Genomic DNA, 19,237 nt, shown 5'->3' with positions numbered 1-19,237 from the left:
AGTAATCATGTTGACCTTTTTCAGAAATCTAAGTTTATCCTGCCTGCTGGTTTTCAGTCTCTTTTTGCCTGTCCTTGCCCAGCAAACAAGCGGGCTTACATCGGACATTATCACTACGCAGCCTGAATCTGAAGCGGATTTCCCCATCGTCAACGAAGATCAACAAGCGGCTCCTCTCCGTTATGATCCCAATGACCACAAAGGAGTAATCCGCGCCATCGGCGACCTGCAGTCCGATATCGATACGGTCACTGGCGTCCAGCCTGAATTGAAAACCTCAGGGGATCCGTCCGACTATGAAATTGTCATCGGAACACTTGGCAAAAGCACCCTGATCGACCAGCTGGTGTCGGAGGGCAAACTTGATGATGCAGACCTGGAAGGGAAGTGGGAAAGTTTTGTCATCACAACTGTAGAAAATCCCCGGCCGGGAGTGGACCAATATCTGGTTGTAGCCGGCAGCGACATGCGTGGTACCATTTACGGCATTTACGAGATATCCCGGCAACTGGGCGTCTCACCATGGTACTGGTGGGCCGATGTACCGGTCAAGCAACTCCCGTCAGCCTATGCTTCTGCGGGGTATCATGCATCCGGTGAGCCCGCCGTAAAATATCGTGGCATCTTTATTAATGATGAAGAACCGGCATTCGGTGGGTGGGCGCGCGAAAAGTTTGGCGGTATCAACAGCGACATGTACACCCATATGTTTGAGCTGATTCTCCGTCTGCGGGGCAATTACCTGTGGCCGGCCATGTGGGGCAAAGCGTTTAACGAGGATGATCCAAAGAACCCGAAACTGGCCGATGAGTATGGCATTGTGATGGGTACCTCTCATCACGAGCCGATGGTGCGAGCCCAGGCCGAGTGGAGCGCACACGGCCATGAATATGGCAATGGAGAGTGGAACTACCTGACCAACGAAGTAGGACTTAAACAGTTCTGGCGCGATGGATATGAGCGCAATCACGAGTATGAAAACCTGGTTACCCTGGGTATGCGCGGCGATGGCGACATGGCGATGGAAGGTGCAGGCAGCATGCAGAAGAACATCGCTCTTATGGAGCGAATTATTACTGACCAGCGCAATATTATTGAAGATGTTACGGGTGAGCCTGCCTCGGAAACGCCGCAGGTGTGGGCGCTCTATAAAGAGGTGCTGGAATATTATGAACACGGAATGGAAGTGCCTGACGACGTCATCATCCTGCTGTGTGACGATAACTGGGGTGACGTGCGGCGCCTCCCCGATCTTGGTGAGGAGAAACACCCCGGCGGCTACGGCATGTATTATCATGTGGATTATCACGGCGCGCCCCGTTCCTATGAGTGGTTGAACATGAATCAGCTGCCGCACATGTGGGAGCAACTGCAGCTCACCTACGATTATGGCGTGGATAAAGTCTGGGTCCTGAATGTGGGCGATCTCAAACCGATGGAATACCCGATGACTTTCTTCTTGGATATGGCCTGGAACCCGGACTCCTTCAACGCCCATAACCTGAAAGCGTATGCGCAAAAGTTCCTGCAGGAGAAAGTTGGTGCTGATGAAGCCAAAGAAGCAGCCGATATTTTGACAACCTCCACCAAGTACAACAGCCGCGTTACCGCCGAAATGCTGGACGAAAACACCTATAACCTGGAGAGCGGTGAATTCCGCCAGGCCCGTGATGCCTACATGGCGATCGAAGCCCGGGTACTGCGCCTGGCTCGTGATATTCCGGAACGGTATCGCGATACCTATTACCAGCTCATCCAGTTCCCCGTGCAGGCGATGGCGAATTTGTACGACCTGTATTATTCAGTGGCGATGAACCGGAAATTAGCTGCGGAGAATGATCTGCGGGCCAACTACTGGGCCGACCGTGCCGAGGATAGCTTTGTACGCGATGACAAACTGACCGATGAGTATCACAATATCGCCGGGGGCAAATGGAATCACATGATGGATAAAGCCCATATCGGGTACACCTCCTGGGATGCTCCGCGAGGCGGTGATCAAATGCCTGAGGTAACCCGCGTGGATCCCGACCAGGCGAACAGGGGCAGCGGGTACGTATTTGATGAGAAAAACGACGTCGTCGTGATGGAAGCCGAACACTATTACGAAAGCAAGTCCGCCAAAAATACCGAATGGACCGTCATTCTGGATATGGGACGCACCCTCTCCGGGCTGGCGCTGATGCCCTATACAGAGCCGACAGACGGAGCCGAGCTAACCTACAAATTCACCCTCGACACCGAGGCGGACAGTGTGGAACTGCGAACGATTTTCGGTACGACGTTGCCATTTAATGGCGAGGGCCATCGGGTGGCCGCTTCTATTGATGGCGGCGAAGAAGTTGTTTGGAACATCAACGAAGATTTGACCTGGGAGAATAATTACTCGCTTATGTACCCCACAGCCGCCGCACGCATTATCGAAACTGTAAAAACACTGCCCCTGCCCGACAATGCAGATGGCAGCCACACTTTGACAATACGACCGCTGAACCCGGGCGTGGTATTCCACAAGGTGATTGTGGATGACGGTGGCTACGAGGAAACGCACCTCAAAATGCCGGAAAGCCCGTATGAAAGAGAATGATTATAAAAGGCTTGGAAATACTCGTCGGCCAACTGTTTTTGTCGTCCGAAGAGTGGCTCATTAAATCCAATAGATGCAAATTTTTGGAAGCTCTCTATAAACTTAATCATCAGTACTTTTACCGATCAAACGAGATCATGTTACTTCGAAAAGTAGGTCAATCTCCCTAAATCCCTCTTACCGCCGGTAGTCGGTCACGGCTCCAAGAGGGACTTCCTGGTATTCATTGCTGTTTGATTAAATTCGCTTATGGTTAGCTGAAAGAGTTCCTCACCGACAGCAGTCGGTGCAGGCTCTTGGAGAAGGAGGTCAGGAGGATTGACCTAAACATTATGGATTAAGAGAAGTCTAAAGAGATTTTAGCAGGCAAATATTTAATTCGTCATTAAACTGAAGTCATTTAACTAAACCCTTAATGCCACTTTCTAGCTATGTCTTTTCACATTTTAAATAAAACCTGGATACTCCTACCCATCTTACTGTTAACAGCTGGTCAGGCGTGTTCGCAAGAGTCAACTGCTCCTGTCTCGCCTCCTGATTCGAATGTGTCAGATCAATCTGAGGCAACGGTCTCGGATCCGCAATTCGACTGGTACAAATATGAAGGCAACGATCCGATTTATCGGGATCTCTCCGTAGGTCAGGATGAATATATCAACCCGATCAATTCCGGTTTTTATCCTGATCCAAGCATCATCCGGGCTGGCGACGATTACTATATGGTTCATTCTTCATTTAGTTATTACCCGGGTATCCCAATCTTCCACAGTAAAGACCTGATCAACTGGGAGCAGATTGGTCATGTGCTCAACCGTCCCTCTCAACTGCAGGTGGACGGGCTGGGCATATCAGAAGGGATTTTTGCCCCGACGATCGAATACCATGAGGGGACGTTTTATGTGGTCAACACCATCGTTGGTGGGGGCGGTAATTTTATCGTAACCACGGACGATCCGGCTGGAGAATGGTCTGACCCTATGTGGCTGAACGGTGTAGGCGGTATCGATCCGTCCCTGTTTTTTGATGATGACGGGACCACCTACATCCTGAACAATGATGCGCCCGAAGGTGAACCGCTCTACCAAGGGCACCGTGCCATATGGATTCGTCCGTATGATCTTGAAGCCAATCAGCCAGCCGGGGAAGCCAAGGTCATTGTGAATGGCGGGGTAGATATCAGTGAACAACCGATCTGGATTGAGGGGCCGCATATGATGAAAGTGAACGGGGAATATATCCTCCACAACGCCGAAGGGGGAACTGGTCCACAGCATTCCCAGGTGGTCTTCAAGGGCGATGATCCGATGGGGCCCTTTACGCCGTGGGATCAGAATCCGATTCTGACCCAGCGCCACATTTCACCCAACCGTGAATTTCCCGTGGAATATGTTGGTCACGCCGACATGGTGAAAACCCAAAACGACGAGTGGTGGACCATATTTTTGGGTGTACGTCCCTATGATGGGTCCAATTTTAACACAGGTCGCGAGACGTTCCTACTGCCTGTTACCTGGACGGAAGACAACTGGCCAACCATTCTGGAAGGTGATGAAACCGTACCGGTAAAACTGGAGCGGCCGGACCTGCCGCTGAGTGAAGAACCCGTACCGCCAAACAATGGCAACTTTACTTACACCGATGACTTTGACAGCCCGGAACTGGCCGACTATTGGACCATGATCCGTACTCCGCAATCAGAATGGTGGAATATTTCGGAGGATGGACAGCTTGAGATTGAGTCTCGGTCGGAAATAATCAGTGGTCGTGGGAATCCTTCGTTTATCGGGAAACGGCAAAAAAACGCTTATGCTACGGTATCCACAAAAATGACATTCGACCCTGAAGTAGAAGGCAATGTGGCTGGTCTGGTGGCTTTCCAGGGAGAAAATTACTACTACCTGCTTGGCGTAACGGCAAATGAAGGAGGCCAAAAAGAGATCTACCTGGAGAAATCAGAAGGCAATCAAAAAGAGATCATTGCTTCTGAGGTGATCGAAGACAACCCGGACAATGAATATTACCTGAAAATTCAGGCCCGGGGCGCCGACTATGATTTCTTTTACGGGCTCAGCGAAGATGACTGGCAACCCTTGTTCCAGGGAGCCGACGGAACGATTCTCAGCACCACCAAAGCCGGTGGCTTTGTAGGCACCGTCATCGGCATGTATGCTTACACTTCTGAATAGTTAACTTGAGCTCGACTAAAGAACCTTGCTGGATAAAATGTCTTCACAAATGAATCTTTACTTTCTACATACTGCCTACTGTTTGACCCCTTCTTGTTCTTCCCCTAAGGCCTTAGGGGAAGAAACTCGTTGATTTGGCAGCTAAATCTGTTAAAAAGTTCCTCTCCTTAATTATCAGAGAGAGGACAGGAGTGGGTCAAAAATAGGCCATAGCTACAAGTTCAATATTAAATTAGAAACTAATATCAGTTTCGTTTATCTCGAATTCACCTTTATAAGTTTTGAGGAAGTCAGCGGTTTCCTTAAAACCTCAAACAAAATCCCAAAATAACCCCTATGAAGAAACTACCACTGATAATATTCGGTCTCTTGGTGTTGAGCATATACGCCAATGCACAAAATTTAGAGAAACAAGCCCCGGAAGGCTTTGATGTTAAAAAGCCTGGCATTCAGCGGGGAACGGTTGATACGGTAACCTATGCCTCTGAAACCGTTGGTACCGAACGGGCCGCCACCATCTATACCCCACCGGGCTATTCCGAAAACAACACATATCCGGTCCTGTACCTGCTGCATGGGATTGGTGGTGATGAATACGCATGGCTTAAAAATGGGAGAGCAAATGTGGTATTAAATAACCTTTATGCCAGGGATAAAATAGAGCCCATGATTGTTGTCATGCCTAACGGCCGGGCCATGAAGGATGACCGTGCTGTCGGTAATGTTTTTGCCGATGATAAAATAGAGGCCTTTGCCACCTTTGAGCAGGATCTGTTGAATGACTTGATTCCATTTATCGAGCGTAACTATCCCGCTATTGAAGATCGTGAGCACCGCGCGCTGGCCGGGTTGTCGATGGGCGGCGGGCAATCGCTGAATTTTGGGCTGGCAAATCTCGATGCCTTCGCTTGGGTGGGTGGATTTTCTTCGGCACCCAACACCAAAGAGCCTCAGCAGCTCCTGCCCGATCCCCAACAAGCGAAAGATCAATTAAAGCTGCTCTGGATTTCCTGTGGAGACGAGGACGACCTGATGCGCATTAGTAAACGCACTCACGAATACCTGGAACAGCACAGCGTACCCCATATTTTTCATACAGAGCCGGGTGGGCACGACTTCGAAGTCTGGAAGAACGATCTGTATATATTTTCACAGCTTCTGTTTAAACCAGCAAAGAAAAGAGGAAATTACGATTGAGTATAGACAAATGTGACATTCAATTTAACTCTGAAATCCAATAATTATGAATATTACGAACAATCCATTTTTTGGACTTTTATTAGCCATTACTGTATTCATCACTATGCAAGCCTGCGCCGGGATGGGTGGCATGAGAGGAGATGACGTCAGAATTTACTACGAGAGCATTGACAAAATGGTTGAAATATCCCGGGATGCGATCCATAACAAGGGGTATAGCGTAACCAATATTCAACAGAGGCGAGAGTCAAGCCGAAGGACGACCATTACTTTTGTAAATAGATCGACTGCCGGACAACAGATGGTGAGCTCCATGCAAACGTACGTTCATTTGGCAAAGGTGGACACCGCTGATGCTGTAGCAATAAGAGTGGATAACCCGGATTATAATTATGGTACCCCCACTGACCAGAGAATAGACTACGCTAAATTGCTGTTTGCAGAGATAGACAAGTTGCTTGAATGATCTGTTATTTTACCGAATACATAAATAATGGGTATCTCGAGAGTAGTTGTTGTTTTAAAAGGAAACAAAAGACTCCTATAGATCCAGATGCCTCTTCAAATTTAAAAGAGTGTCAAAATGGAAAAACAGATAATCCTGATAGTGTTATTGTTGATCACAAGTGGATTTGTCAAAGTATCCGCACAGGATATACCGCTAGTCTATGATGTGGAGAATACAGGCGCGGACTGCCCGGAGCCACCGCTTCCTTCGTTCAGCGAACTTCCGACCATCAACGCCCTGCCCAACCCGTTTGCGTGGTCCGACACTACCCGCGGCCGTATTACAAGTCGCTCTGACTGGCGGTGCCGCCGAGCCGAGATTGGCGCCGAGATCCAGCGGTATGAATTGGGAAGTAAACCGGCCCCGCCCACCAACCTGGATGCCAGTTTTACTGGTGATACTACCCTGAAGGTGACAGTTGAAGTTGGTGATGACACACTCGCCATGACTGCCTCTATAACTATTCCTGAGGGCGAAGGCCCCTTTCCGGCCGTCATCGGAGTGGGATTCTCAGGTGCGGGCAGCCTGCCACCCGATATTTTTACCAGCCGGGGAATCGCAACTGTCCAATACAATTTCGGGGAGTTGGCCCCGTGGGGATTTGATGTAGAGCGGGGAGCCGGAGGATTTTATGACCTCTACCCGAACTCAAAAGCAGGCTTCTTTGCAGCGTGGGCTTGGGGTGTAAGCCGCATTATCGATGGATTGGAGAAGGCTTCGGGCCATAATATTGACACATCGAGACTCGCGTTAACCGGTTGTTCATTCGCTGGGAAAATTGCACTGTTTTCTGGTGCTTTTGACGAGCGTATAGCCCTGACGATTGCCCAGGAGCCGGGCGGTGGTGGTGACGCCGCTTGGCGCGTAACGGAAACCCTGGAAGGTAAACGGGAAACCCTGGGCAACGCCCAGGGCGCCCCCTGGTATCGCGAGAATCTGAGCCGGTTCAACGATGCGGTCACAAAGCTGCCGTACGACCATCACGAGTTAATGGATATGATTGCCCCAAGAGCACTGCTGGTTCTTGGGAATCCCGATTATGAATGGCTGGCTGAAGAGTCAGGTCATGTGGCATGCAAGGCTGCACAGGAGGTATGGAATGCGCTGGGGGTGTCCGACCGATTCGGCTTTTCCAAGGTTGGCGGACATAAGCACTGCCAGCTGCCAGAAAACCAGGTGCCGGAAGTGGCAGCCTTTGTGGAAAAGTTTCTGCTCGGCAATGAAAGCGCTGATACGAACATCGCAAGGAGTCCATACAATACCGATCTCTCACCGTGGATTACATGGCAAACTCCGGAGCTTGCCATGTAGCCCAATGGCATAGTTTAATTCCAAAAACGAAACTGTTCGGTCACTTTGAAAATCTCAATTACAATTACATGTATTCTTTCAATTTTATACGCCTGTCTCTCCGATCAACTTTAACTGTACCTGTAATAGCTACTTTATATTTTGCATTGTTGATAATAGCATGCGGCAGATCTGGATCAGGCGAAAAGCCTCGGGTGGAGACGGAATGGCAGGGCACCTGGAGTACATCGCAACAACTAACAGAACCCCGTAATATGCCACCTGAACCGGGTTTGAATGGTAACACGCTCCGCCAGGTGGTACATGTTTCCTTGGGGGGTGACCGATTGCGGGTGCGGTTGTCCAATGAATTTGGCACAGAGCCGGTCTCAATAACTGCTGCACAAATTGCTGCCTCAGACGGGGGAAGTGCTATCAAACCTGATACCGATCAGGCGCTTGAATTTGACGGTGAATCCGCCATAACCATACCGCCGGGAGAAGCCGTACTATCGGATCCCTTTTCGTTCAACCTTGAGCCGCTGTCCAACGTAGCCCTTACCTTGCATATCAGTAAAATATCGTCGGATGTCACTGGGCACCCGGGTTCCAGAACTACTTCGTACATTCAAACCGGGAATCATGTTTCTGCACCTGAAATGCCCGATGCCGCACAGACCGAACATTGGTACATTATTGATGCCATTGACGTAATGGCACCGGATTCCGCTGCCGCTGTTGCCACCCTGGGGAATTCCATTACAGACGGACGCGGCTCTGGCACCAATCAGCAAAATCGCTGGCCGGACGAACTTGCTCGACGCCTGCAGAACAATCCACACACGCAACACGTGGCTGTGCTAAACCAGGGTATCGGGGGCAACTGTGTGCTTCGGGATTGCCTGGGACCGGCGGGCCTGTCTAGATTCCAGCGGGACGTCTTGAACCAAACCGGGGTAAGCTGGCTGATTATCCTGGAGGGCATCAATGATATCGGTCAGGCAAAGGGAGCTAAAGCGGCAGAACAAGTGGCGCAGGATCTGATCAATGCGTATCAAAAGATGATTAACCAGGCCCACAGTCAAAATATCAAGGTATACGGAGCCACCCTGATGCCGTTCGGTGGCTCATTCTATGATGGCCCGGAACGAGAACAGGCCCGGCAAAAAGTCAATGAGTGGATTCGCAACAGCGGGGCGTTCGATGCGGTGATAGATCTGGACAAGGCGCTGCGCGATCCGGATAATCCATCCCAGTTGCTACCGGCCGCTGATACCGGTGACCACCTGCATCCCAATGAAACGGGACACCGGTTGATAGCGGAGGCGGTTGATTTATCGCTATTTATCATAGAAAAAGAAAATTCCTGAGATATATCTTTGAAGTTACGAGTGGCGAAAAGGCTTCTATTGCTAACGCGGGAGACTTCGATGCCACCTGAAGCTCAACGGTACCCTGGAAGAGGAGGGCGTCTACTTTGTCAGCCAGTCCGATGATCCCGAGGCCAAAGCGGAGCAGGTCCGCACCAACGAGCCAAAGACGCTGACCCTGCGTATCCCGGAAAGCCTGGCCGCTGGTCCCTACCGTATTGAGGTACGTAATACAGCCTATAACAGCGATACGCTGCGAAGCGGCCTCTTTACCACCGAATTGACGGTGGAATAAAGAGCGACATTTTGTCGCATTAATTCTCCTTCCTGAAGTAGGCCATTTCACTACCCTGAAGTAGGTGACTTTACCTTCCTGAAGTACCCTGTTTCACGACCCTGAAGTGGTCTACTTTACTATATAGGCCCTATAAGGGGCTAAGAGCGGCGACAAGGTGGCAGTCCGATGTTCTCGAAATAAAGGGCTAAAAGCCAAGAATATGAGGAATATGATTCGTTTTGATTTGGTGTATAGCCCTTTGTTGACCCACCCTTGAATCCCTTTCCGACAGTGGTCGGAACAGGCTCCTAATAATCAGGGAGGGAAACTCCTTGAACTAAATCGAGGCCTTGATGATGAGTTATTGCTGTTAGGACTGAATGAGTTTGAAAAGAACAGTTTGAATTTCTACCTCTAAACTCAATAAACGCGTCTCTCTCCCTACCGGTAGGGAGAGAGCAAGAGTGGGTCCCCGCAGGGGCAGCTAATGTAAAAAACAGGTGGAGTGTTTTGTTTAGGTTTTTGCCCTCCATTGACCCATCCTCTACTACGTCCAAGGTTTACATACCGAGGCTTTATGCGAAGGCATGTTTTGTAGAGCAAGCTTGAATCCCTTTCCGAAAGCCTTCGAAACAGGCTCCCAATGAATCAGGGAGGGAAATTCTTTGAGCACAATCGAGGCCTTGATGAGTGATGAGCTGTTGCTGCAGAATGAGATTGAAAAGCACAGTTTTATTTTCGTGCCTCTAAACTTAATCAAAGGGTTCCCCTGCCTGCGACAGCGGGTTTTTGTTGAGGGAGGGGACAGGGGCGGGTCCCCCAACGGGTAAATCATATCAAAACAGGCAAATAGGTAATATTTGGATTGATCTACAACAGAGTGTTTGCAAAGAACCGTCAAAGCCCAACGCCACCACATTTTTTAACTAAATTTCACTGCATACCTAAAAATATTGCAAGCGCTTGCATTCCTATATATTTTATAATGCCAAATATGAGGTATGGTTCAAGCGGTACCAAACAGATGGGTTTTAATCATTTACTGCTGTGAAGTAGCCGTTTTACATAGAATAGATTACCAAAGGGAAAAACCAAGAAATGAGTGAAAAAAAGAATACAACGATTTCGGATATCGCCGAGGAGCTGGATATAAATATTTCAACCGTCTCCAGGGCGTTAAAAGATCATCCGGGAATCAGTGATGCAACCAAAGAGAAAGTCATTAAAACAGCTAAAAAGCTGAACTACTATCCCAATAGCATCGCTTCCGCTTTGGCCAGAGGAAAAACCAATGTGATTGGAGTGATCGTTCCAAGTACGGGAGAAAACTTTTTTGCATCCGTCATCAAAGGAATTGAAAAAACAGCTAAAGACAATGGGTACAAGATACTTATATCCCAATCGAATGATTCCATTTCTGATGAAGAAGACAATATAAAAACCCTTCTTGAAACACATGTGGATGGAATACTGGCTTCCCTGGCTATGGAGACAAGAAGATTTGAGCACTATCAAAAAATTATAGACAAAAATATTCCGCTGGTGCTTTTTGACCGGTATGATGAGGCTTTGGAAGCAGATGTTGTTGCTATTGATGATTATTTGGGAGCTTACCGCGCCGTTGAGCATCTGATAAAACAGGGGTGTGAGGAAATTGCCCATTTTTCCGGTTTAAAGCATGTCAAAATATACAGTGAACGCTTGAGGGGGTATAAGCAAGCTCTTGAAGATAATGGCATTGCCTATAATCCCGATTTGGTCTTTGAAAGTAATATGAAACTGGAGCAAGGCCGGGAGCTGGCAGAGCAGCTCCTGGAGCGCGATACTTTGCCTGACGCCATATTTTGTGCCAGTGATCATGTTGCGATGGGTGCGATGCAAACATTGAAGGGAAATGATATTGAGATACCAGGGCAGGTGGCACTTGTTGGCTTTAGTAACGAAGCATTTGCCTCGTTTGTAACTCCTTCATTGACCAGCGTGGAGCAGTATAGTACCCGTATGGGACGCATTGCATCAGATCTGTTTCTTAAACAGGTCGGTGATAAGGAGGAGGGTGAAACCGTGCCCCAAAAAATTGTGCTTACTCCTAAACTTATGATCAGAGAGTCCTCCCTAAGGAAAGGGATATGATTCCTGCCTAATCAATTCCAAGGGTAAAATTATTTGTGCAAGCGCTTGCATTAATGAGAGTATTTTTATATTTAAAGTATTCATTCAAACAGTGGGGTTGCAGTAATAGCTTTGGTTCATAGTAAAAATGGGTAGGGAAAGTTTGCATTTAGAAGGAACCTCGTGCCAAGGCATGAGTCGATTAGCTTGTTGACTGCCATCCCCAATACTTTAAAGCTGATGTAGGTTTGGTTTTAATCGGAGCATGAGTTATCCAGTCTCAAAAATTTAGTTGATATCTGCCATGGGTAGGGGATCAGAAGGTGAATTGTTATTAATTCAAAGGATAAGAGAAGGGGAAGAATATGCCTTTGAAATTACGTTCCTCAAGTATCACACTCCTTTGTGTCGATATTTATGGCAGTATGTTCGGTCTGAAGAATTGGCAAAAGAGATTGCTCAAGAAGTATTCGCAGATATTTGGGAAAACAGGGAAAATTTAGATCCTTCGGGCCACCTTCGTGGTTTTATATATGAAGTTGCCCGGAATAAGGCATTGAATCGCATTAAACATCAAGAAATTGCAGATCAGTACATAGCGGAGGCAAGAGAGCAAAAAAAGCAGGAGTTATATATAGATAAACATCATGAAGAGAAAAATTATAAAGACTTCAGTGGGGCGATTGAAGAGTCCATAAGCAATCTCCCTCCTCGTGGACGCCAAATATTTGAGCTAAACAGAAACGAGGGTCTTACCTACGCAGAAATATCAGAATATTTGGATATCTCTATAAAAACAGTGGAGACCCATATGAGGAGAACATTCCAAAAACTAAGAGACAGCCTCTCAAAATATGTATCCACAGTTATCCTAAGCGGAATAATATGGAAGTTTTTGGATATCATTGGGTAATAGTGTTTTAAAAGCAATTGTCCTTCCCCTGTTAGATTAAGTCAAGGAATCCTGAAATATAGTTTCATTTCTACAACGCATTAAGAAGCCCTTGTAAAACTGAATGTCCTGTAAATATCGCTTTTCCAAGAAGTATCTCTCCATTTTAAGGTTTGGAATTTATCTAACTCCAAAAGATTTCCAGGTCGTTTTATCCTTATAAATATTTTTTTGAAAAAAATGTAAGGGTAGCCGAATTCTCAGTTGTAACCCACCCTAAATAAAGTCAGAAAAGTCTATGAATTGGAAAATATTATATAACTACATCGAAGGTAAATGTGATGAAGAAGAGCTCCGCCAGTTGGGAGTTTGGCTTAATAAGAATCAGGCTAATGAAGACTTTTTCATCTCTTTTGTCGAAGAGTGGGGAGAAAAGGAAGCTATCGAGTTTGATACTGACGCACGGGCTGAGTGGGACAAATTTCGGGAAAAAAATTTGGAAACGGATTCGGGAAATGAGTCCGGTGGAGACTCCTCAGATTTTTTGGGCCAGGTGATTGGAACTCCTGAAGCCAATAGAAGATCTAACAGGACCAACGTTTTGTATTGGTCATATGCTTCGGCCGCTGTAGTGTTGCTGCTTATCGCACTGGTTTTTGTTGTTCGCCAGTTCAATTTTTCTGATAGTACCACTCCAAAGCAACAAGAGTCCTACCAGGAGATAACAACGGTAAGAGGACAACGAACCAATCTAAAATTGAGTGATGGCTCAAAGGTTGTTCTGAATTCCAGCAGTACGTTGCGAATACCTGAAAACTATGGGAAGGGAACCCGCACGTTATACCTGGAGGGAGAAGCCTTTTTTGAGGTAAGGCACGATGAAGAGAATCCATTCCTTGTCGTTTCTCATCAAACCTATACCAAAGATCTGGGGACCCAGTTCAATGTGACAGCATATGATTCCAGCAGTATAGAAGTAGCTGTAAGGGAAGGCCTGGTTTCTATGGGTAAAGTAGTAGAAGGCAGTCCTCAAAAAGAGATTGTTGAGTTAACTCCCGGGAAGCTGGGGGTTTTAAAAGAGGTCGGCGGGCTTACCGTTTCCGATGTGGAGTATATGGATACACACTTTGGATGGGCGGAAGGAAAACTCGTATTCCGAAATACTCCTTTTCAGGAAGTCATAGAACGTTTGGAGCGGTGGTATGATATAGAGTGCGAGATAAAAGGGCCTGTCAATATGCTTAATAAACGAACTTTGACGGCTACCTACGATGGTATGCCCATGAGTGAGGTGTTAAAGGTTTTATCTGTTTCAATGGATGTATCATATACCCGTCAGGGACGAGATATAATTTTCAATGATACTAGGGAAAAAATAAATCACTGAGTTAATCAACCAAATAAGGAGAAATATGATGGAAGGGAAAAAGATACTACAGCAGCAGTTTCTGAAGTTCTTAGGGGCGCTGTTACTGGTAGTTAGTTACAATATAAGCAGTGGATTAGCACAGAACAGTAATGGCTTGTTGGTCGGGCTGGATGAGACAAAGTCAGAGCACCTGCAAGACGCAAATGCTTCCTCCCAAAAGCTAATGAAGATAATTAAGCTTCAGGGAGGACAGATGCAGCTGAAGGCAGCGCTCGAGAACATAGCCTCCCAGGCTGGTCTTGAGCTATCCTACAGTGAGCAGCTTATCCCCTTGGAAAAAAAGATTAATGTAAAGGAGGCAGAAATTACAGTAAAAGCCGCCCTTTGGAAGGTTTTAGAGGGTACCGGTTACCGTTTTGGTATATCGCCAAGTGGGCAACTGTTCTTTATGGAAAGACATGAGAAGAAGCGTTCCACTGTGATGGAAACTGTCGAAGGAGTCGTGACAGATGCTGAGAGTGGTGATGTGCTTCCGGGAGTAAACATCTCGGTAAAGGGTACGACCCGGGGAACATCAAGCAATGGCCAGGGGCAATACTCTTTAACCGTCCCTTCATTAAATGATACATTGATGTTTTCCTTTATTGGCTACGAAACAACAGAAGTGCCGATAAATGGAAGAACCAATATTGATGTCACAATGCAGTCGCAAGCTATTGAAGGTGAAGAGCTTGTTGTTGTAGGATACGGAGAAAAGCGTAAAGAGACACTTACGGGGTCAATTGCAAGTACCAGTGGCGAAGATATTGAAAAAGCACCGGTCACAAACGTTACAAAGACACTTCAGGGTCAAATTCCGGGCATTATCGCTCCGAGCAGGACGGGTGAGCCGGGCCGCGATGACTCTGAGATCTTGATTCGCGGTAAAAGTACGTTTGGCAACAGTAATCCACTTATTGTTGTGGATGGAGTTCCGCGTCCAAATGCCGACTTGGGTAGAATTGATCCCAAAGCAATTGCTAATATTACGGTACTCAAGGATGCATCTGCCGCCATTTATGGAGCCCGGGCCGCAAACGGTGTGATCCTCGTTGAGACAAAGCAGGGCGTGCTGGGTGACCCGGAATTCAACTTCACCTTTAACCAGAGTTATACGCGTCCCACAAGAATGATGGATGTCATGAATGGGTATGAGTGGGCGCAAATTAATAACGAATCGCGCGTTCTTGATGGCTTTGATCCAACCTATTCTGAACAGGAGCTCCAGGAATTTGCAGACGGTGATCCCCTGGATGGATACGCCAGTACCGATTGGGTGGAAGAGACGGTTAAGCCCTGGGCCCCGCAGAACAAAATGAATCTGTCAGTAAGTGCGGGTAGCGAAAGTGTGCGTTACTTCCTGCTATTCGGTATGCAGAACCAGGATGGTCACTTTAAAAATAATCCTACCCACTACCGGCAGTTTAATATGCGCGCAAATGTGGATGCCTATATAACCGATAACCTTACGGTTGGGTTAAAAGCATCAGGTAGAATTGAAGACAGGACCTATCCTTCAACGGGTACCTGGGTGAATATGTTAAACATTCTGGATGCCAATCCGACCCTGGTAGCCCGGTGGCCCAACGGAAGTATTGCTCCCGGTCGCCTGGAAGAAAATCCGCTCTTGAGAGACAGGGTGGGAACGGATAATCAGACGAGTTATCCTATCCGGACCGGGCTGAACATTAAGTATGAACCCACATTTATATCAGGTCTGTCTTTTAACGGATCCTATAATTATGATATGACCTTTGATTTCAACAAAACAATTCAGAGGCCATACACTTACACAGACTATGATGTCCAAACTGGTGAGTATATGGAGCAGCAATCCCGGTTTTATTCCAGTCTCAGTGTGGAAGATTATTTCAATCGGTACAGAAGTAGTACCTATAACTTGCGGGCCAATTACCAGAAGCAACTTGCCAGTCACAACTTTGACTTGATGCTGGGAGCTGAGCGTACGGAAACAAAGAGCAATTACCTTGAAGCGTTCCGTAAAAACTTTCCAACCAGTTCTCTGACGGATCTCAATTTTGGTAGTTCCGCTCCGGAAGACCAGGCAAATTCGGGATCTTCCAGTATGTTCCGCAGGGATAATTACTTCGGTAGACTGAGCTACAATTTCGACGAGAGATACCTGGCAGAAGTTCAGTTCAGGTATGATGGCTCACCCATTTTCCCCGAGGGTAAGCGATACGGATTCTTTCCCGGAGGTTCTATTGGCTGGAGGATCTCAGAAGAGGCTTTTATGCAGGATGTGGATTTCCTGGATGATTTGAAGTTAAGAGCTTCTTATGGTGAGCTGGGGAATGATAATGTGTCAAATGAGTATGCGTACTTAAGCACCTACTATATCGGTTACGGATACAATATCGGAGGAACCGATGTTCTTGGCCTGCAGCCAGGCGTCTTGCCCAACTCAAATTACACTTGGGAGGTACTTAAGTCTGCCAATATTGGATTGGATGCTTCTCTCTGGGACGACCAGCTGGGTATAACCTTTGACCTGTTTAAGCAAGATCGATCAAGTATCCTGGCGCAACGAAACCTGAGCATATCCAACACCTTCGGATTCCCCGGCCTGCCACCTGAGAATATTGGTAAAGTAGAAAATAAAGGGTTTGAGCTGGTATTATCGCATAGAGACACACGTGGCGATTTCTCATATAATGTTCGAGGTAATGTGTCATACGCCAAAAACAAGTATGTATTCTTCGATGAGGTGCCAGAAGCGGAAGCCTACCAGAATCAAACGGGACACCCCATTGGCGCTCCTTTGGTATGGCCAACCGACGGCATCTGGAGATCACAGGAAGAGATTGACCAAGCCATTGCTGATGGCCGGCCATTCAAGGATGGTGAGCCCGCCGAGCCCGGCGACGTCAGGTACGTTGACAAAAATGGGGACGGAGCCATTAACCTGGATGATCAGTACAGGCTGGACAAATCCTCAACTCCAGAATATGTATTCGGTCTGAACCTGAGTGTGGCGTATAAGAATTTTACGCTTACCTCTTTCTTCCAGGGTGCAGCGAATTCGGCCTACTTCCCCGGGATTACGGACCTTGGTGGCGGTGGAAACTTTGCCAAAGTACGAGCTGAGGATCGTTGGACGCCCGATAACAGGGATGGCTCAATGCCCAAAGCAGGTGCAGATTTCGAGCAATTCAGTGAAATGAATATGTATGATAATCCCTGGGTACGGCTCAAGACGCTTGAACTGAGTTATAATGTCCCCAATAGGCTGCTTTCCAGGTTAAATGTAGACAACCTGCGCTTGTATTTGAGTGGATATAATCTCTTTACAATAAGTGAATTGAAAGGTTTAGATCCGGAAGGTCGCGGCGATGGAAGCGATCCCAATTCTACCCGGACCGATGCAAACTACTATCCTCAATTGACATCTGTTAATGCGGGTATTGAAGTTACCTTTTAAATAAAAAAGAAATTAAGTGAGGAATTTTATTATGAGGAAATACATAAGAATATTCACGGCTTCTGTAGTACTGACCTGTACTATCTGGTTAAGCGGATGCCAAGACAACTTTTTGTCAATCACTCCGCAGGATAGGATAACCGAAAACCAGGTATGGACCGATGCCAATTTGGTGAAACTGTATGTCAATGACCTGTACAAGGGTATTCCGCACGGCCTTAACAGGCATATGTGGAATAAGCTGACTGATGAAGCCTATGGTAATGGTGACTGGCTGGAAGGCGAAGTAGGTGCCGATGATATTGGCAACTATGGCGAAGACTTCAATTACCTGGATTATTACCAGGAGGCCTTCCAGTATATCAGAAGGTACAATGTATTCATGAGTAATATCGATTCTGCTCCGCTATCAGATGCTGAAAAAGCTTCTCTGACAGCTGAGGTCAAGTTTTTAAGGGCATACACCTATGCCAACTTATTGTGGAGATATGGTGGTGTGCCTATTGTTGAAGAGGTTTATGAACTGGATGGGGCTGATAATGAGTTCAGCCGGGCCAGTTACCAGGAGACCTTCAACCATATCATCACGCTCCTTGATGAAGCAATGCCTGAACTGGCAGAAAAATATGAGACAAGCGACTCAAACTATGGTCGAGCAACCAAGCATGCAGCCATGGCGTTGAAATCGAGGGTCTATCTCTATGATGCCAGTGCACTGAATAATCCAAATAATGATCAGGCCAAATGGCAACAAGCATCTGATGCTGCGAAGGCGCTCATTGATGAGCAGGCCTATTCCCTGGAACCTGATTATGGGCAGGTATTTCAGAGTGTGAACAATGAGTTGATTTTTGCGCGAAACTTCAGCTCCACAAATGGCCATAATGCCTCATTCCTCAATCTCCCAAGACCATATGGTGGTTATGGCGGATGGGGTGGTTCAAACTGTCCTTCCCAAAATTTGGTCGATGCTTATGAAATGGCCAATGGCGAGATGATTTTTAACGATGACGGAACGATCAATCAATCTTCTGGCTACGATCCCCAAAATCCCTATGTGGACAGAGATCCCCGGTTTTACGCAAGTATCCTGCACCATGGAACTACATTCCGTGAAGTAGAACTTGATTATTCCGAGGAAATTGAAATTGCTGGTGGTGACACCACATTCACCGGGGTACGGGGTAACGCCAACTATAAGGTGACTGGAGATAACTCAGTAACCGGTTATAATATGAAGAAATTCATTGAGCAGAATATGAGTGTGCCCATCAGCCGGAGCCAGAATTATACTCAGCCATGGCCTCTGTTTCGTCTTGCCGAGATCTATCTGAATTATGCCGAGGCACAGTACCACCTGGGCAATCCAGATGAGGCCAGGGATTATGTAGATATGGTTAGAAATCGTGCGGGTATGCCAGACTTGGATGACACCCTAACCGGGCAGGAACTGCTTGAAAGAATTCGTCATGAAAGACGAATAGAACTGGTGTTCGAAGGTCACAGATTCTGGGATATTCGCCGATGGGAAATAGCTCCAGAAGTTGAGACTCACGATATAGAGGGGATTGATATCTATAGAAAAAAATCAAATGGCGAGATCGTATTTGAAAGAAAGAGAGTCTTGGATCGCCCGGAACAGTGGGATACAAAGTACTATAAACTTCCCATACCACGGGACGAGATTAACAAAAGCAGTGTAGAACAAACAGAAGGTTATAACTAGTAATTTAAGGTTCTAACCCAACCCATATTTCCCACCTGTATAAACGAAACAGTACAGGTGGGAAAATTCTTACCAATAATCCCATAGTAATATTCCTTGGTAATGTTCCCCTTGCTAAGGTACTTACTATTATCCCTGGAACAGCTACATGCAGATTTACTGTATGTAGCTTGTTCCAAATTATAGCTATTGCTCGATTTTTCTCAGAGCTACTACCGGTTATATTAGAAAGTCGTTCT

13 protein-coding genes are annotated in these 19,237 nt (G+C 46.9%); all 13 read left to right on the top strand.

The genetic code is table 11. The features are described from left to right. Nucleotides 1–7: 7 nt before the first annotated feature. Nucleotides 8–2,587 carry a glycosyl hydrolase 115 family protein gene (locus tag NC796_RS19690; protein ID WP_310686975.1) on the top strand — a complete coding sequence of 860 codons (2,580 nt, stop codon included), beginning with the start codon at nucleotides 8–10 and terminating at the stop codon, nucleotides 2,585–2,587. Nucleotides 2,588–3,132: 545 nt separating this feature from the next. Next, nucleotides 3,133–4,773 (top strand): glycoside hydrolase family 43 protein, encoded by a 1,641-nt coding sequence (locus NC796_RS19685; protein ID WP_310686974.1) that lies wholly within the window; start codon nucleotides 3,133–3,135, stop codon nucleotides 4,771–4,773. Nucleotides 4,774–5,109: 336 nt separating this feature from the next. Beyond that, the gene (locus NC796_RS19680; RefSeq protein WP_310686972.1) at nucleotides 5,110–5,970 is read left to right on the top strand and encodes an alpha/beta hydrolase-fold protein; all 861 of its coding nucleotides are present in this window, start codon (nucleotides 5,110–5,112) and stop codon (nucleotides 5,968–5,970) included. A gap of 46 nt (nucleotides 5,971–6,016) precedes the next feature. Continuing rightward, nucleotides 6,017–6,439, top strand: coding sequence for a hypothetical protein (locus NC796_RS19675; protein WP_310686971.1), 423 nt, complete (start codon nucleotides 6,017–6,019; stop codon nucleotides 6,437–6,439). A gap of 117 nt (nucleotides 6,440–6,556) precedes the next feature. Continuing rightward, entirely contained in the window at nucleotides 6,557–7,792 is a 1,236-nt protein-coding gene (locus NC796_RS19670) for a hypothetical protein (RefSeq protein ID WP_310686969.1), read from the top strand. Between the two features lie 254 nt (nucleotides 7,793–8,046). Next, on the top strand, nucleotides 8,047–9,141 hold the full coding sequence (locus tag NC796_RS19665) for an SGNH/GDSL hydrolase family protein (RefSeq protein WP_310686968.1): 1,095 nt from the start codon (nucleotides 8,047–8,049) through the stop codon (nucleotides 9,139–9,141). Between the two features lie 67 nt (nucleotides 9,142–9,208). Then, nucleotides 9,209–9,436: a DUF4469 domain-containing protein gene (locus NC796_RS26875; RefSeq protein ID WP_409070397.1), complete on the top strand. Its 228-nt coding sequence runs from the start codon at nucleotides 9,209–9,211 to the stop codon at nucleotides 9,434–9,436. 647 nt (nucleotides 9,437–10,083) lie between these two features. Beyond that, nucleotides 10,084–10,248, top strand: a complete 165-nt coding sequence (locus NC796_RS19655; protein ID WP_310686964.1) for a hypothetical protein — start codon at nucleotides 10,084–10,086, stop codon at nucleotides 10,246–10,248. Nucleotides 10,249–10,516: 268 nt separating this feature from the next. Then, nucleotides 10,517–11,551, top strand: coding sequence for a LacI family DNA-binding transcriptional regulator (locus tag NC796_RS19650; RefSeq protein ID WP_310686962.1), 1,035 nt, complete (start codon nucleotides 10,517–10,519; stop codon nucleotides 11,549–11,551). A 283-nt stretch (nucleotides 11,552–11,834) separates the two neighbouring features. Then, nucleotides 11,835–12,443 (top strand): RNA polymerase sigma-70 factor, encoded by a 609-nt coding sequence (locus NC796_RS19645; protein ID WP_310686961.1) that lies wholly within the window; start codon nucleotides 11,835–11,837, stop codon nucleotides 12,441–12,443. A 277-nt stretch (nucleotides 12,444–12,720) separates the two neighbouring features. Continuing rightward, the gene (locus NC796_RS19640; protein ID WP_310686959.1) at nucleotides 12,721–13,809 is read left to right on the top strand and encodes a FecR domain-containing protein; all 1,089 of its coding nucleotides are present in this window, start codon (nucleotides 12,721–12,723) and stop codon (nucleotides 13,807–13,809) included. A 25-nt stretch (nucleotides 13,810–13,834) separates the two neighbouring features. Next, the gene (locus NC796_RS19635; protein ID WP_310686957.1) at nucleotides 13,835–17,272 is read left to right on the top strand and encodes a TonB-dependent receptor; all 3,438 of its coding nucleotides are present in this window, start codon (nucleotides 13,835–13,837) and stop codon (nucleotides 17,270–17,272) included. 31 nt (nucleotides 17,273–17,303) lie between these two features. Then, complete coding sequence (locus NC796_RS19630) at nucleotides 17,304–18,998, top strand: RagB/SusD family nutrient uptake outer membrane protein (protein WP_310686946.1); 1,695 nt, start codon at nucleotides 17,304–17,306, stop codon at nucleotides 18,996–18,998. The last annotated feature ends 239 nt before the right edge of the window (nucleotides 18,999–19,237 follow it).

Source organism: Aliifodinibius sp. S!AR15-10 (genome assembly GCF_031569985.1).
In the GTDB taxonomy this organism is placed as follows: domain Bacteria; phylum Bacteroidota; class Rhodothermia; order Balneolales; family Balneolaceae; genus JAMQKA01.
This window is presented reverse-complemented; position numbering and strand designations above follow the sequence as displayed.